The organism is Streptomyces sp. ST2-7A (genome assembly GCF_021390475.1).
Lineage (GTDB): Bacteria > Actinomycetota > Actinomycetes > Streptomycetales > Streptomycetaceae > Streptomyces.
Map to the genome: position 1 here is coordinate 16,037 of NZ_JAJUWS010000058.1, position 15,313 is coordinate 31,349.

Here is a 15,313-nt window from a genome sequence, read left to right on the forward strand (position 1 = left end):
CGGATGACGCCCCTCCGGCTCCGGCCGACCCCGACCGCTCCCCCGGATGACGGAGCGGCGTGGACACCCGCCCACACCCGTTCGGCCATGCGGAATACCATGGGAGTGTTCCGGTCCGGTGGATCGGGGCCCGCGGGGACCCGGGCGGAACACGGCCCGGACGACCCCGTGACGAGCCGGAGGGAGAGGTCGCATGGCGCGGACCATCCAGTCGCTGGAGCGCGCCGCCGCGGTGCTGCGCCTGCTGGCGGGCGGTGAGCGCCGACTGGGGTTGTCGGACATCGCCTCGACACTGGGGCTGGCCAAGGGCACCACACACGGCCTGCTGCGCACCCTCCAGCAGGAGGGTTTCGTCGAGCAGGATCCCGCCGGCGGGCGGTATCAGCTGGGCGCCGAGCTGCTGCGGCTGGGCAACAGTTACCTGGACGTGCACGAATTGCGGGCCCGGGCCCTGGTGTGGACCGACGACCTGGCGCGGTCGGGCGGGGAGAGTGTTCACCTGGGGGTCCTGCACCAGCGGGGGGTGCTGATCGTGCACCACGTCTTCCGTCCGGATGACAGCAGACAGGTCCTGGAGATCGGGGCGATGCGTCCGCTGCACTCCACCGCTCTGGGCAAGGTGCTGGCGGCCTGGGACCCGGTGGCCCGCAGCGAGATGACGGACGCCGGGTTGAAGCCGGTCACCGGACGCACCGTGACCGACGGCGCCGCGCTGGCCCGGGAGCTGGAGGAGGCCAGGAACCACGGCTGGGCGGGTGAGGACGGCGAGACCTGGGAGGGGGTCGCCGCGATCGCGGCCCCGATCCTGGATCGCCGCCGGATGCCGGTGGGCGCGGTGGGCGTCACCGGGGCGGTGGAGCGGGTTTACGCGGACGGGGTGCCCCGGCCGCGCCTGGTGGCGGCGGTGCGGGACTGCGCCCGCTCGATCTCCAGGGATCTGGGAGCGGATCACTTCCGGGGCGTGTCGTTCGGAAGCACATCACACATGTGAGTCATACCCTCGCACAAGTGGGGCCACGAGACCCCGTACCGGAATGAACAGGGCGCTCCACGAGTGGGGCGCCCTGCCCCTTGCCCCCGCCCCACCGCCGCCCGGCCCCTTATCGCCCCGACGCCACACCCCCGTTCGCGCCCCCTTGACGGGTCATCCGAGCGGGAGAAAAATTGCCACCCATCGGTCGGTAATGTCGAACATCGTACGCCTGCCGGTCGGCCTTCCCCTCGAACCGCAAGGACACACTGGACGAAGGACAAAGGAGTCACGGGTGTCCAGCTCCGACATCTTCTTCGGCGAGGTCATCGGCACCGCCGTCCTCATCCTCCTCGGCGGCGGCGTGGTCGCCGCCGTCGTACTCAAGAAGTCCAAGGCGTTCGGCGCGGGCTGGGTCGCCATCACCTTCGGGTGGGGCTTCGCCGTCCTGAGCGGCGTCTACATCTCCGGCGAACTGTCCGGCGCCCACATCAACCCCGCCGTCACCCTCGGTCTGGCCCTCTCCGGGGGCGACTGGTCCGACGTACCGATCTACTGGATCGGTCAGCTCATCGGCGCCATGATCGGCGCCGTCCTGGTCTGGCTGGCCTACTACGGCCACTTCCGGGCCCACCTGGAGGATCCGGGATCGGTCTCCCCACCGCCCGAACCCGGTCCCCGTTCCCGCGGCTCCCGTCCCGGCCCCGTGCTGGGCGTCTTCTCCACCGGCCCGGAGATCCGGAACCCGGTCCAGAACCTGGCGACCGAGACCATCGCCACGATCGTCCTGGTACTGGCCGTCCTGCGCCTCGGGGTGAACGATGACCTCCGGGTCACCGGTATGGGCGGCCTGCTGGTGGCCCTCGTGGTCGTCGGCATCGGCCTGTCCCTCGGCGGTCCGACCGGCTACGCCATCAACCCCGCCCGCGACCTGGGGCCGCGGATCGTGCACTCCCTGCTGCCGCTGCCGAACAAGGGCGGTTCCGACTGGGGCTACGCCTGGGTGCCGATCGTGGGACCGCTGCTGGGCGCGGCCATCGCGGCGGGGATCTCCGAACTCGCCTTCTGACCCCACCGGCCCTCCCCGACCCCTCGGAACGACCCCGCACGACCCCACGCCATCCCCCAACGCCCCCGCGGCCGGCTCCGGCCGCACGGTCACCACCACACCCGATATCCGCCCGGAACGCCGTCACCACCCAGGGAGCCGCACCGTGAACACCACACCCGGGAACGAGCCGCAGGAGTCCGCCGGGGACCGCGAGTACATCGCCGCGATCGACCAGGGCACCACCTCCAGCCGCTGCATCGTCTTCGACCGCGACGGACGGATCGTCTCCGTCGCCCAGAAGGAGCATCGGCAGATCTTCCCCAAGCCGGGCTGGGTCGAGCACGACGCCGCCGAGATCCGCGACAACGTCCGCGAGGTGATGGCCGAATCCTTCGAGAACGCCGGCGTCACCCGCGAACAGGTCAGGGCCATCGGCATCACCAACCAGCGCGAGACCACCGTGCTGTGGGACCGCGCCACCGGGGAACCGGTCCACAACGCCCTCGTCTGGCAGGACACCCGCACCGACCGGCTCTGCCGCGAACTCGGTCGCAACGTCGGTCAGGACCGCTTCCGCCGGGAGACCGGCCTGCCGCTGGCCTCCTACTTCGCCGGGCCCAAGATCCGCTGGCTGCTGGACAACGTGGAAGGGCTCCGCGAGCGCGCCGAACGCGGCGAGATCCTCTTCGGCACCATGGACTCCTGGGTCATCTGGAACCTCACCGGCGGCCCCGACGGCGGGCGGCACGTCACCGACGTCACCAACGCCTCCCGCACCATGCTGATGAACCTGCGCACCCTGGAATGGGACGCGCGGATCCTGCACTCCATGGGCGTGCCCGCCGCCGTGCTGCCCGAGATCCGCTCCTCCGCCGAGGTCTACGGCACCGCCCGTGGCGGCCCCTTCGACGGCATCCCGGTGGCCTCGGCCCTCGGCGACCAGCAGGCCGCGCTGTTCGGTCAGACCTGCTTCTCGGTCGGTGAGGGCAAGTCCACCTACGGCACCGGCACCTTCCTGCTGATGAACACCGGCGAGGAGCCGGTCAACTCCTACCACGGCCTGCTGACCACCGTCGGCTACCGAATCGGGGAGGCCGCGCCGGTCTACGCGCTGGAGGGGGCCATCGCCGTCACCGGCGCCCTGGTGCAGTGGATGCGCGACCAGATGGGATTGATCAACAGCGCCGCCGAGATCGAGACCCTCGCCCTGTCCGTGGAGGACAACGGCGGCGCCTACTTCGTACCCGCCTTCTCCGGCCTCTTCGCCCCCTACTGGCGAGCCGACGCGCGCGGCATCATCGCGGGTCTGACCCGGTACGTCACCAAGGCGCACCTGGCCCGGGCGGTGCTGGAGGCCACCGCCTGGCAGACCCGGGAGATCGTCGACGCCATGCGCAAGGACTCCGGCACGGAGTTGACGACGCTGAAGGTGGACGGCGGCATGACCTCCAACAACCTGCTGATGCAGAACATCGCCGACTTCCTGGACGCCCCCGTGGTCCGGCCGATGGTCTCCGAGACGACCTGCCTGGGCGCGGCCTACGCCGCCGGCCTGGCCACCGGGTTCTGGTCCGACACCGACGAACTGCGCGTCAACTGGCGCCGGGCCGCCGAGTGGTCACCGGACATGAGCGAGGAGGACCGGGATCGGGAGTACCGCAACTGGCTCAAGGCCGTTCGCCGGACCATGGGGTGGCTCGACGACGAGACGACCCCCCGACGCGGGGGGGCCGGGAGCACCACCGGCGACGTCCCCGTGACCGGGACCGCGGAATCCGGGACCACCGGGACCACCGGGGAGAAGTGATCCCGTCGGGGACCCGCGCGTCCGGCGGGCTCCGACGCCGCTCCGCACCGCGCACCGACGCCCCCGTTCCGGTAGCGGGCGGCGTCGGCGGGGAACGAGGGTGCCCCGGGTGATCCACCGCTCCGGCAGCCCCCGCGCGCCGGCGACGGTCGGGGCGCCTGCGCGGAGCCGGGTGCCCGGGCGTGCCCGCGACCGGACACCGGCCCGGACGGTCGGCACCGGTCGACGAGGTCCCGCGGTGGCCCGTCCGGGCGTGCCCCGGAGGCCGGGAGGCGACATTTCGCCGGGGCGGCGTCCCGGCCCGGGGGTCGCCCCGTTCCCGATGGCGGCGTCCCGGCCCGGGGGCCGGCCACGGAGGTCCGCCCATCGGCGGGCGGACCGGGAGGACGACTCCGACGGGATCTCGCACGCCGTCCCCCGCGGGAGGCGTATCGCCGGCACTCCCCGGGCACGGTGACGCCGTAGGCTTGGCGCGCACGACAGTCAGTGGTCGTCCGGTGGCAGCGGCCCCGACGACCGGAAGGGAGGCGCTGGGTGATCGAGCTCGAGGGGGTTCCCGAGCTGGTCGACCCGGTCATGGTGGCCGCGTTCGAGGGCTGGAACGACGCCGGTGACGCCGCCTCCGCAGCGGTCGCCCACCTGGACCGCGTCTGGAAGGGCGAGGTGTTCGCGGCTCTGGACGCCGAGGACTACTACGATTTCCAGGTCAACCGTCCGCACATGTGGATGGACGGCGGGGTGCGCCGGGTCACCTGGCCCACGACCCGCCTGTCGGTCGTCCGGATCGGGGACGGGGCCGGTGGCGGCAGGACCCGTGACCTGGTGCTGGTGCGCGGCATCGAACCGAGTATGCGGTGGCGCACCTTCTGCAACGAGATCCTGGGCTTCGCCCACGAACTGGGTGTGGAGATGGTCGTCGTCCTCGGCGCGCTCCTGGGCGACACCCCGCACTCGCGACCGGTGCCGGTCACCAGCGTCGCCTCCGAGGAGAAGCTGGCCCGGTCCCTGGGCCTGGAGGAGTCCCGCTACGAGGGGCCGACCGGCATCGTCGGCATCCTCCAGGAGGCGTGCGCGCACGCCGGGCTGCCCGCGGTGAGCCTGTGGGCGGCGGTGCCGCACTACGTCTCCCAGCCGCCCAACCCCAAGGCCGCCCTGGCCCTGCTGAACGCTCTGGAGGATCTGCTGGAGATCTCGGTGCCGCTGGAGGATCTGGCGGAGGACGCCAGGGCCTGGCAGACCGGGGTGGACCAACTGGCCGCCGAGGACAGCGAGGTGGCCGAGTACGTACAGGCGCTGGAGGAGGCCAGGGACGCCGCGGAGTTGCCGGAGGCCACCGGCGAGGCCATCGCCCGGGAGTTCGAGCGCTACCTCAGGCGACGCGACCCGCGGGCGCCGGGATGGGGCGAGGGGCCGCCCGGCCGCGCGACCGGGCCCGGCATCGTGGGCGGCGGTCCGCCACCCCGGAGGTCCGGTTCCGGGGATTCCGACGGAACCGACGGCTCGGACGGGGCCCGGGGCCCCGACCGGCCGGACGGGACCGACCGGAACCGCGAGGGCGGGGAGGACCCGCCCACCGGGGACGGCTGAGCCCCGCCGGGGGATCACCGCCGGGCGCCGGGGGCGTGCCCGGGGACCGCCCGTCCTGCCGGAACCCGCCCCGCCGAAACGGGAAGCGCGCCGCGCACGGAACGGACGACGGTGCCCGGCAGGGGAATCCCCTGCCGGGCACCGTCGTCCGTGTCACGCGTGTCCGCGGGCACCCGTATCGGGGCCCGTCGGAAGGGGGCGGGGTCGGCCGGCGGACCTCACAGCGCGATGCCCAGCAGCGCGTCGGCGGCGCGCGAGGCGATGCCCGGCGCGCCGGTGTCCTCGCCGCCCCCGCGCTCCTGCCGCTCGGCCCACCGGTCGAAGGCGGTCAGGGCGCGCGGCGCGTCCAGGTCGTCGGCCAGCGCGGCGCGCATCTCCTCCAGCATCTCCCCGGCGGGCGGCCCGTCGGGACGGGAGACGGCGGCCCGCCAGCGGGCCAGCCGCTCCTTCGCGCGCCGGCCGTCCTCCGGGGTCCACTCCCAGTCCTCGCGGTAGTGGTGTGCCAGCAGTGCGAGCCGGATGGCCGCCGGGTCCACCCCCTCTCGACGCAGGGCCGAGACGAAGACCAGGTTGCCGCGCGACTTCGACATCTTCCCTCCCTCGTACGCCACCATCCCGGCGTGCGCGTAGGCCCGGGCGAAGGGGCGCCCACCGGTGAGACACCGGGCGTGCGCGGCTCCCATCTCGTGGTGCGGGAAGGCCAGGTCGGATCCGCCGCCCTGGACGTCGAAGCCGGCACCCAGGTACTCGAGGGCTATCGCCACGCACTCGATGTGCCAACCGGGCCGGCCCCGCCCCAGGGAGGCGCCGTCCCAGGAGGGCTCGCCGTCCCGGGCCGCCAGCCACAGCACCGGGTCCAACGGGTTCTTCTTGCCGGGACGGTCCGGGTCACCGCCGCGTTCGGCGGAGAGCCGCAGCATCTCCTCGCGGTCCAGGCCGGAGACCTCGCCGAACAGGGGGTCGGCGTCCACCGAGAAGTAGACGTCCCCGTCAAGATCGTAGGCGGCACCCTCGGCGCGCAACCGTTCCACCATCGGCACCAGCAACGGCACCGCCTCGACCGCGCCGATGTAGTGGGCGGGCGGCAGCATCCGCAGTGCGGTCATGTCGTCGCGGAACAGCTCGGTCTCCCGGCGGGCCAGCTCCCGCCAGTCCTCACCGGTGGCCGCGGCCCGCTCCAGGAGCGGGTCGTCCACATCGGTGACGTTCTGCACGTAGAGGACCTGCCGACCGGTGTCCAACCAGACCCGCTGGACGAGGTCGAACGCGGCGTAGGTGGCCGCGTGCCCCAGGTGGGTGGCGTCGTACGGGGTGATGCCGCAGACGTAGAGCCGGGCTACGTCCTCGGGGACGTCGGGGGCGAGGTCGATCCGCCCGCCCGTCGCGGTGTCGTGGATCCGGAGGTCGCGGCCCCGACCGGGCAGGACGGGGACCTCGGGAGCAGGCCAGGCATGCATGACCCCGAGCGTAACCGGGCGGGTGTCGCGTACACGAAGGTACCCGGCGATCACCGGTCATCCGTCCGAAAGTCGGGGGGTCCCGGGTCGTGCCGGGCCGCCGCTGGGCGGGTGGGGAGGCGGCCGGATGGTGGGTCCTCAGATCGGCGGCCAGGGGATGGGGGGCCACTCCCCACCCGGCGCGGGGTGCCGCCCGGAGGCCAGCAGGGCCCCGGCGCGGTCGCGCAGCGCCTCGATCTCGGCCGCGGTGAGGAGTTCCGCCATTCGGGTGGCGAGGGCCGTGCCCGGTTCCAGCGCGGCCTCCAGCGCCCGCAGGGCGGTGAGGGCCGCGGGCGGCAGCGGCTCCCCCGCCCAACCCCACAGGAGCGTGCGCAGCCTGTCCTCGGTGTGAAAGGTCACACCGTGGTCGATGGCGTACAACCGACCGTCGGGTCGCGGCAGCAGGTGGCCACCCTTGCGGTCGCCGTTGTTGATCACCGCGTCCAGCACCGCGAGCCGGCGCAGTCGCCCGTCGTCGGCGTGCACCAACAGGGCGGTGCGACCGGGGCCGACCTCGGCGCGGCCGACGGCCCGCCAGCCGGGGCCGGGTTCCTCGGCGTCGATCAGGGCGAGCAGTGGGACGGGCTCCTCCCCCGCCGGGTCGTCGGTGTCCGGTTCGCCGGTGTCCGGGTCCCCGATGCCGGGGTCCCCGGGGCCCGGCACGTCGAACCCCTCCGGGTCCTCCCCCGCGAACGCCTCCACGTCCGGGTCCTCGCCGTCCGGCGGGGGGCCGATCCACAACTGGCACATGCCGGGGCCTCCGGGGCCCTCCCGCAGCACGGTCGGCGGGATCAGCTCCCATCCCATCGCCCGGCAGACCTCCCGGGCCGCCACCTCGCGGGCCGCCAGCGTGCCGTCGGGGAAGTCCCACAGCGGGCGCTCCCCCGCCACCGGTTTCCACACGCACGGCAGTGCGCGGCCGTCCAGTTCGACCGAGCCGAACAGCACGGCGTTGGAGGCGCCGGTGAGGCGACCGCGCGGGGTCAGCTCGCCCCGCTCCAACACCCGCTCGAGCGCCGGTTCCACCGCGGCTCCGACAGGGCTCACAGCCCCCGTCGGTATCCGTTCTGGCGCGGACATACGTGTCCCTCCGGGTCGAGCGGCAGGCTGCAGAGCGGACAGGGTGGGCGGCCGGCGTTGACGACCTCCAGGGCACGTTTGGCGAACGCCCGGGCCATCGTGCCGCTGAGGCGGACCCGCAGCATCGGCGGGCCGTTCTCCTCGTCCCGCAGCAGCTCCTCCTCGGCCTCGGCGAACTCCTCCTCGGAGTCCGCCTCCAGTTCGACCAGGGCCTGCGCCTCGACGACCATCCGCTCGCTGTCGGCGTCCCAGGCCAGGGCCATGGTGCCGACCCGGAACTCCTCCTCGACGGGGGTCTCCAGGGGGGCGGTGTCGGACAGCTCGGCCGGGGCCACCGCGGGGACGGTGGTACGGCCGCCGGCGCGGCGCACCACCTCGTCCAGCAACTCGTCGATGCGTTCGGCCAGCGCCTCGACCTGGGCCTTCTCCAGGGCGACGCTGGTGGTGCGGCCATCCGCCGTGGCCTGCAGGAAGAAGGTGCGCCGGCCCGGCATGCCCACCGTGCCCGCGACGAAGCGGTCCGGCGGATCGTAGAGGAACACCTGACGGGTCACCTGCTGCTCCGTGGGGTCGTGGTCCTGATGGTCGCGGGGTGCGGGCCGGTCGGGGAGGCCGCGCCCGCCGGGGCGTGCACCGGAACCCTACTGCGCCCGGCGATCTTGCCGCCGCTCACGTGGCCCCCCCGCCCACCGCCGCCGCTCCCCCCGATCCGGCGCCGGGCCCCGGACCGGCGGTCAGCCCCGAGAGGTCACCGGTGTCACCCAGACGCAGCAGGAAAGGACGCTCGCGGGTCCAGCGGATGACCGTCACGGAGGCCGGTCCGACGGAGATCCGCTGGAAGAGGTCGAGGTGCAGGCCGAGGGCGTCGGCGACCATCGACTTGATGACGTCGCCGTGCGAGCACATCAGCCACAGGGCGTCCGGACCGTGCTCGTCCTCCACCCGCCCCGCCCAGTCGCGCACCGCCGCGGCGGCCCGGGTCGCCATCTCCGGCATGGATTCGCCACCGGGGAAACGGGCCGCCGAGGGGTGCCGCTGCACGACCTCCATCAGCGGTTCGCGGGCCAGGTCCGCGAGGGAGCGGCCGGTCCACTCGCCGTAGTCGCACTCCACGATCCGCTCGTCCTCGACCACGGACAGGTCGGGTCGGGCGGCGGCCAGCGGCTCGAGGGTCTCCCGGCAGCGCTGCAAAGGGCTGTGAACGGCGACGGCGAGGGGGAGTGCCTCCAGACGGGCGGGCAGGGTCGCGGCCTGCGCGACGCCGGTGTCGTCGAGGCCGACACCCTCACCACGTCCGGCCAGCAGTCCCCCGGCGTTGGCGGCGGTCCGGCCATGGCGCACGAGCAACACGGTGGGCATGCCGGCCAGCCTAGACGAGCGCCGGCGCCGGCGCGGGGAACGGGGCGGGCGGGGCACGGGGCGGCCCGGAGCGGGAAGGGCACCGCACGGACCGGATCGGGACGCGCCCGGAGGAGCCGGAAGGAGCCGGGACGGTCGATCGACCGGTCGATGGGGGGTGGGCGAACCGGCCGGGCCCGTGCCCCGGCGCCCGGTCCGCGTCGGCCCGGGGCGGCCCCCGGCGGAAGGTGTTCCGCCGGGGACCCGGGGGCCGCTCAGGCCAGGCCGGCCCGCTCCAGGGCGGTGACGGCGGCGCGCACGGAGGCGAGACGCTCCTCCAGGCCGAATCCGGCCGGGGAGATGGACAGGGTGGTGACCCCGGCGTCGGCGTAGGCCCGCATCCGATCCGCGATCCGGTCCACCGGGCCGATGAGCGCGGTGGAGTCGATCAGTTCGCGCGGGACGGCGGCGGCTGCACCGTCCCGGTCGCCGGACAGGTAGAGGTCCTGGATCTCCTCGGCGGCCCGCTCGTATCCCATCCGTCGGGCCAGCCGGTTGTAGAAGTTCTGCTTGCGGCTGCCCATCCCGCCCACGTACAGGGCGGTGTAGGGGCGGAACTGATCGGCCAGCGCGTCGAGGTCGTCGCCCACCGCCAGCGGCACGGTCGGTACCACGTCGAAGCCGGTCAGGTCGGCGCCGATCCGTTCCCGGCCGGCCCGCAGATGCCCCAGGGTGGTCTCCTCGGCGTGCTCGGGCGCGAAGAAGATCAGCAGGGCGCCGTCGGCGATCTCACCGGTCTGTTCGAGGTTCTTCGGGCCGATGGCGGCGATGTAGAGCGGGATGTGCTCGCGCACGGGGTGCACGGTGAGCTTGAGGGGCTTGCCGGGACCATCGGGCAGCGGCAGCGTCCAGTGCTCGCCCTCGTAGGAGAGACGTTCGCGGGACATGGCGCGGCGGACGATCTCCACGTACTCGCGGGTGCGGGCCAGCGGCTTGTCGAAGCGCACCCCGTACCAGCCCTCGGAGACCTGCGGGCCGGAGACCCCCAGGCCCAGGCGGAAGCGTCCGCCGGAGAGGGTGTCGAGGGTGGCGGCGGTCATCGCGGTCATGGCCGGCGCGCGGGCCGGGATCTGCAGGATGGCGGAGCCGACGTCGATGCGTTCGGTCTCGGCGGCCACCCGGGAGAGCACGGTGGGGGCGTCGGAGCCGTACGCCTCGGCGGCCCAGCAGACGGCGTAGCCGAGACGGTCGGCCTCCCGGGCCACCGCGAGGTTGTCGGCGTCCATGCCGGCTCCCCAGTAGCCGAGGTTGATTCCCAGTTGCACAGCGGCCCCTTTTCCCTGGTCGTTTTCCCTGATCGTCCGTGGTCGTGCCCGGTCGTCTCCGGTCATCGCCCGTCACCGGCCGGGGCCGACCCGTCCGGGGCGGACCCGCCTCGAACGGGCTCGGGACACCTACCGATCGGTAACCACCCGGTCCCCGGACTCTAGCGCGCACCGCCAGTACGCTCAACGGCCATGGATCTCAGGCACCTGGGCCGTACCGGCCTGCGCGTATCCCGATTCGGGCTCGGCACGCTCACCTGGGGTCGTGATGTCGGCGAACACGAGGCCGCAGGCCTGCTGAAGGCGTTCTGGGGAGCCGGCGGCACCCTGGTGGACACCGCCGACGTGTACGCGGACGGCGGCGCGGAGTACATGCTCGGACGCCTCCTGAACGGGTTCGTGCCCCGTCGGGACCTGATCATCGCCGGGAAGGCGGGCTGCGTCGCGGACCCCGACCGGCGTTTCGACGGCTCGCGCGGTCATCTGCTGGGCGCCCTGGACGCCTCGCTGGAGCGGCTGGGCGTCGACCACCTGGACCTGTGGCAGGTCCACGCCTGGGACCCGGACACCCCGCTGGAGGAGACCCTCCAGGCCCTGGACACCGCCATCCGCAGCGGCCGGGTCCGGTACGCCGGCGTGGTCGGGTACTGCGGGTGGCAACTGGCCATGGCCGGCACCCACCAACTCTCCGCCCCCGGCGACCGCTACCCCCTGGCCGCCACCCAGATGGAGTACTCGTTGTTGCAGCGCGGAATCGAACGGGAGGTGCTGCCCGCCGCCCGCGAACTGGGCGTCGGGCTGCTGCCCTCCTCTCCACTGGGACGGGGCGTGCTCAGCGGCAAGTACCGGAAGGGAGCCCGGCCGGAGGGATCCCGGGGCGCCCGTGACCGGTTCTCCGCCTTCGTCGCCCCCTACCTCGACGAGGCCGCCCAACGGGTGGTCGAGGCGGTCGCGACCGCCGCCGACGGACTCGCCACCACGCCCGCCCGGGTCGCCCTGGCCTGGGTACGGGACCGGCCCGGCGTGGTGGCCCCGATCCTGGGCGCTCGAACGGCACGCCAACTCGAGGAATCACTGTCGGTGGAGAGTCTTACTCTTCCCGGGGAGATCCGCCGGGCCCTGGACGACGTCTCGGCGCCGGTGCACCACTACCCCGACCACGACTGGAGCTCGCTGTGACCGCCCCCGACCACCGACCGCCCCCCGCCGACGCCGGAAGCGGGGACACCGGCGACGCGACCGACACCCCCGGGAAGGAAGCCGACGCCCCGGGCGGCGCGACCGGGACCGGCGGGCGGACCGGTGACGGGGGTGGGAGCGGGGCTCCCACCGGCCCGCGCGGCCCGGCCGCCGAGTTGATGGCGGCGGTGCGCGCGGTGGAGAGCGGCGAGCGCTCGGCCGACAGCTTCTTCGCCCGCCCCGCGCCGGCCTCGCGCCCCGCGCCCGCACGACCGGCCCCCGCCCCGCCGCGGGCGGATCCGGGACCCGGCGGCTCCCCCGGCGGGGAGGACCGGGGCCCGGCGCCGGCGATTCCCCCGGATCTACCCGCGCTGTTGGAGCGGGTCGGCGTGCCGGCCGAGGCCGTCCCGGCACTGGCCGGCGACGCCGCCCGCCTCTGGGGCCCGGACGCCGCGGGCGTCCTGGCGGCCGACCCCTGGCAGCTCCTGGCCCTGCCCGGCACCACGCCGGACCGCGCCGACGAGTGCGCCCGGGCCCTGCTGGGCGCCGACGCCGGTCCCGACGATCCGCGCCGGGTCGAGGCCCTCTGCGTCCACCTGCTGGAACGCGGCGCACTCTTCGGACACACCGCCGCCGAGCCCGCCGCCCTGGCCCGGGCGCTGGGCGGGTTCGGCGTCCCCCGGCCGGAGGAGGCCCTGGCCGAGGCGATCGAGGCGGGGGCCGCCGTGCTGTTCGAGGACCCCGATCCGGACGCCGCGCCGGCCGACCCGCCGGTGCCCGTGCCATCGGGCGATCCGGGCGATCCGGACGGGATCGGGGATGCCGGAGAGGCCCGGGAGACCGGGGACGCCGAGGATCCGGACGAGACCGTGCCGGCCGTGCCGGTGCGGACCCTGGTCGGCACCGAACGCTGGGCCGTCGCCGAGGAATCGCTGGCCGACGGATTGATCCGGCTGGCGACCGGCTCCCCCGACACCCGCCCGGCCCTGCCGACCGGACCGCCGACCGTGCCCGGGACGGCGGGGGACGGCGGGGGAACCGTGCGTCCGGGGTCCTCCACCGCCGAACTGTGGAGCGCCGTCCGCGACCACGGCCTGGTGGTGCACACCGGCGGTGAGACCGCCCGCGCCGAACCGCTCGCGGTGGTCGCGGCGGCCCGGGCGGCCGGACTGCGCGCGGGGGCCGCCGTGCACCGCCCCGACGGCGTGCGACGCGCCACGGCGGGCGTCCCCGGCCTCCCGGTGGTCACCTGCGCCGGTCTCCTCACCGGTCGGGAGGGACCCGGCCGGGACGCCGAGGGCACCCTGCCGTTGGACCTGCTGGCGGTGCTGGACACCGAACTGCTGGACGTCGAGGCGGCGGCCGCGCTGGTGGAGGCACTCCCCGAGGGGGGCCGTCTGATCCTCTCCGGCGATCCCTACGGCCTGGAGTCCGCCGGGGCCGGTGCCGTGCTGCGGGACCTGCTGACCGCCGCCGGCCGGGGCCTGTGTCCCTCGGTGGTCTCCCGCACCCCGGACCCGGGGCCGATCGGGGAGCTGGTCTCGGGCGTGGCGGTCGGTGAGCTGTCCCCCGTGAAGGCACCGGACCGGGAGGTCGTGGTGGTCACCGCGCGGGATGCCGGGGAGGCCGTTCACCGCACCGTGCAGCTGGTCACCGAGTCCATTCCGCGCGCCTTCGGCGTCGGCCCGGCCGCGACGGTGGTGATCGTCCCCTCCGAGAACGGACCGGTCGGCGGCGCCGCGCTCAACGCCGCCCTGAAGGCGGCGGTCAACCCCGGCCCCGGCCGGTTCGGCGGCTTCGACCCCGGCGATCGGGTGGAGTACCGGGAGGGACCCGATCGGCATCGTGCCGCCGAGGTGCTGGGGGGTACGCCGGAGGGGTTGCGGCTGGGCCCGCCCGGCGGGGTGTCCCCGGCCGGGGAGCGGGGCGGGTCGACCGACCCCGGGAATCCGGACGCCTCCGGGGCGACGACTTCCGGGGCGGACGGTTCGGAGGGGGCCGGTGGCACCGTGACGGTGCCACCGGAGCGGGTGGCGGACTCGGTGCGGCACGGCTGGGCCGTGACGGCCCGGCGGGCGACCGGACGACGGTGGCCCGCCGCCGTGGTCGTGGTGCCCGGCGACGCGGGGCGGCGGCTGGACCGGGGATGGCTGCACACCGCCTTCGGGCGGGGCGAGCGGCACCTGTCCGTGGTCCAGGGCACCGGCGGCGGGGCGGCCGCGGCGGTCGCCGTACCGCGCCGGGTGGAGCGCGTCACCCGGCTGCCGCTGCTGCTGCGCAGGGCGGTGGCCGGCCCGACCGGCGGCCCCACCGGCTGAGCGGGGAACGCCCCGGGGCGGTTCCCTCGGGAGCCGCCCCGGGGCAGGACGGGGTTGGGCGGGGCCGGGCCCCGGCTGCCGCCGCCCGGGGCCCCGATCGGCGGGGCGGGCCCGCCGCGCCGTGCGCCACCGCCGCACCGGTCGGGCCCCGGAGCCCGATCGGTGTCGCGGATCGGGCCGGGCCTAGCGGCCCTCGAGATCCTCCTCGTCGAAGGCGTCACTGATGTCGAACCGGCAGATCACTCGTTCGGGGTCGACCCCGTCGAACGGGTCGCGCAGCCACTCCCCCGGCTCGGCCGGTTCCTCGGCCGCGGTCACCCAGGTGGTGGCGTCGCCCTCCTCCAGACCGAACTCCTTGTGCCGACCGGCGATCTCGTCCGGTTCGTACTCGCCGAAGAGGACACCGAGGGCGGCGTGCAGGCTGTGCTCGGCGGCGACGCCCCGCACCTCCTCCTCGTCCACGGACTCGGGGTCGACATCGGTGATCTGTTGGGCCCGGGCGATGAGACGCCGGGAATCGTTGACGATGTAATCCCGTCGGATGAACACGCTGATCGCCTCGGGGTCGCCGGGTCCCTCGTACCCGGACGACCCCTCGGAGAGCGGCACCTCGAAGGGGGTGACCTCGTCGTAGGCGTCATACAGCAGTTCGTCATAGACCTCGCCCGCCGCGGCGAGTTCGTTGAAGGCGGCGAAGACGGCGGCCGCCGCTTCCGCGTCGTCCTCACCCGCCGCCGCCCGCCGTTCGACAGCGGTGAGGTGCCGGTCCAGCGCTTCCTTGAGCGCTTCGGCTGCGGCTCGTACCTCGGCAGCCCCGGGCTGCACAACATCAGACATGGTGCAGACGGTATCGGGAACAGGGGCCTGCCCGCACAATGGAGGCGATGCCGGAATACGAGTTTCGTGATGTGTACGTCCCCCGGGGGGTGTCCCGCTCGGCCACCACCCGGCTGTTGACCGAACAGGCCGAGTACGGCCACTGGGAGCTGCACCGGCTGCGCCTGTACCCGGATGGCAGCAGAAGGGTGCGTCTGCGCCGACGGATCATCCGTCAACTGCGGGCCACGTGGTGACGAGGACGATCCGGCCGGATCGTGGATGAGGGGGCGGCCCGTGTCACCGGACCCCCCCACATACCTAACGACAACCGCCCCCCCCGCGC

At 74.4% G+C, this 15,313-nt stretch carries 12 protein-coding genes and 1 pseudogene; 7 read left to right on the top strand and 6 right to left on the bottom strand.

Annotated elements, in window-relative coordinates:
• Positions 1 to 193 precede the first annotated feature (193 nt).
• From LZF96_RS24720 to LZF96_RS24735, 4 genes and pseudogenes are all read left to right on the top strand, one after another.
• Positions 194 to 991 carry an IclR family transcriptional regulator gene (locus tag LZF96_RS24720; protein WP_233876802.1) on the top strand — a complete coding sequence of 266 codons (798 nt, stop codon included), beginning with the start codon at positions 194 to 196 and terminating at the stop codon, positions 989 to 991.
• A gap of 274 nt (positions 992 to 1,265) precedes the next feature.
• Positions 1,266 to 2,039: an MIP/aquaporin family protein gene (locus LZF96_RS24725; protein WP_233876804.1), complete on the top strand. Its 774-nt coding sequence runs from the start codon at positions 1,266 to 1,268 to the stop codon at positions 2,037 to 2,039.
• Positions 2,040 to 2,184: 145 nt separating this feature from the next.
• Positions 2,185 to 3,729: pseudogene (gene glpK, locus LZF96_RS24730) on the top strand (glycerol kinase GlpK); the annotation flags it as partial.
• Positions 3,730 to 4,362: 633 nt separating this feature from the next.
• The gene (locus LZF96_RS24735) at positions 4,363 to 5,415 is read left to right on the top strand and encodes a PAC2 family protein (protein ID WP_308294283.1); all 1,053 of its coding nucleotides are present in this window, start codon (positions 4,363 to 4,365) and stop codon (positions 5,413 to 5,415) included.
• A gap of 218 nt (positions 5,416 to 5,633) precedes the next feature.
• On the opposite strand, the gene mshC is transcribed toward LZF96_RS24735, so the two are convergent.
• The 5 genes from mshC to LZF96_RS24760 all read right to left on the bottom strand — a co-directional run bounded on the left by mshC (position 5,634) and on the right by LZF96_RS24760 (position 10,654).
• Positions 5,634 to 6,872 (bottom strand): cysteine--1-D-myo-inosityl 2-amino-2-deoxy-alpha-D-glucopyranoside ligase, encoded by a 1,239-nt coding sequence (gene mshC / locus LZF96_RS24740; RefSeq protein WP_233876806.1) that lies wholly within the window; start codon positions 6,870 to 6,872, stop codon positions 5,634 to 5,636.
• A 138-nt stretch (positions 6,873 to 7,010) separates the two neighbouring features.
• Positions 7,011 to 7,991 carry an SCO1664 family protein gene (locus tag LZF96_RS24745; RefSeq protein ID WP_233876808.1) on the bottom strand — a complete coding sequence of 327 codons (981 nt, stop codon included), beginning with the start codon at positions 7,989 to 7,991 and terminating at the stop codon, positions 7,011 to 7,013.
• Positions 7,955 to 8,545, bottom strand: coding sequence for a DUF3090 domain-containing protein (locus tag LZF96_RS24750; RefSeq protein WP_233876810.1), 591 nt, complete (start codon positions 8,543 to 8,545; stop codon positions 7,955 to 7,957). The genes LZF96_RS24745 and LZF96_RS24750 overlap by 37 nt, the downstream gene beginning before the upstream one ends.
• A 115-nt stretch (positions 8,546 to 8,660) precedes the next feature.
• Positions 8,661 to 9,350 carry a histidine phosphatase family protein gene (locus tag LZF96_RS24755; protein WP_233876812.1) on the bottom strand — a complete coding sequence of 230 codons (690 nt, stop codon included), beginning with the start codon at positions 9,348 to 9,350 and terminating at the stop codon, positions 8,661 to 8,663.
• 254 nt (positions 9,351 to 9,604) lie between these two features.
• Complete coding sequence (locus LZF96_RS24760) at positions 9,605 to 10,654, bottom strand: LLM class F420-dependent oxidoreductase (protein ID WP_233876814.1); 1,050 nt, start codon at positions 10,652 to 10,654, stop codon at positions 9,605 to 9,607.
• A 192-nt stretch (positions 10,655 to 10,846) separates the two neighbouring features.
• Here LZF96_RS24760 and LZF96_RS24765 point away from each other — a divergent pair, with 192 nt between their 5' ends.
• On the top strand, positions 10,847 to 11,833 hold the full coding sequence (locus LZF96_RS24765; RefSeq protein WP_233876816.1) for an aldo/keto reductase: 987 nt from the start codon (positions 10,847 to 10,849) through the stop codon (positions 11,831 to 11,833).
• The gene (locus tag LZF96_RS26800; protein ID WP_308294284.1) at positions 11,830 to 14,151 is read left to right on the top strand and encodes a helix-hairpin-helix domain-containing protein; all 2,322 of its coding nucleotides are present in this window, start codon (positions 11,830 to 11,832) and stop codon (positions 14,149 to 14,151) included. The genes LZF96_RS24765 and LZF96_RS26800 overlap by 4 nt, the downstream gene beginning before the upstream one ends.
• Positions 14,152 to 14,334: 183 nt before the next feature.
• Here the strand turns inward: LZF96_RS26800 and LZF96_RS24775 are convergent, their stop codons facing one another.
• A complete protein-coding gene (locus LZF96_RS24775) occupies positions 14,335 to 14,988 on the bottom strand; it encodes a hypothetical protein (protein WP_233876818.1) in 654 nt (217 codons plus the stop codon).
• A gap of 47 nt (positions 14,989 to 15,035) precedes the next feature.
• Between LZF96_RS24775 and LZF96_RS24780 the strand changes: the two genes are divergently transcribed.
• Entirely contained in the window at positions 15,036 to 15,224 is a 189-nt protein-coding gene (locus LZF96_RS24780) for a DUF5703 family protein (protein ID WP_233876820.1), read from the top strand.
• Positions 15,225 to 15,313: the final 89 nt, after the last annotated feature.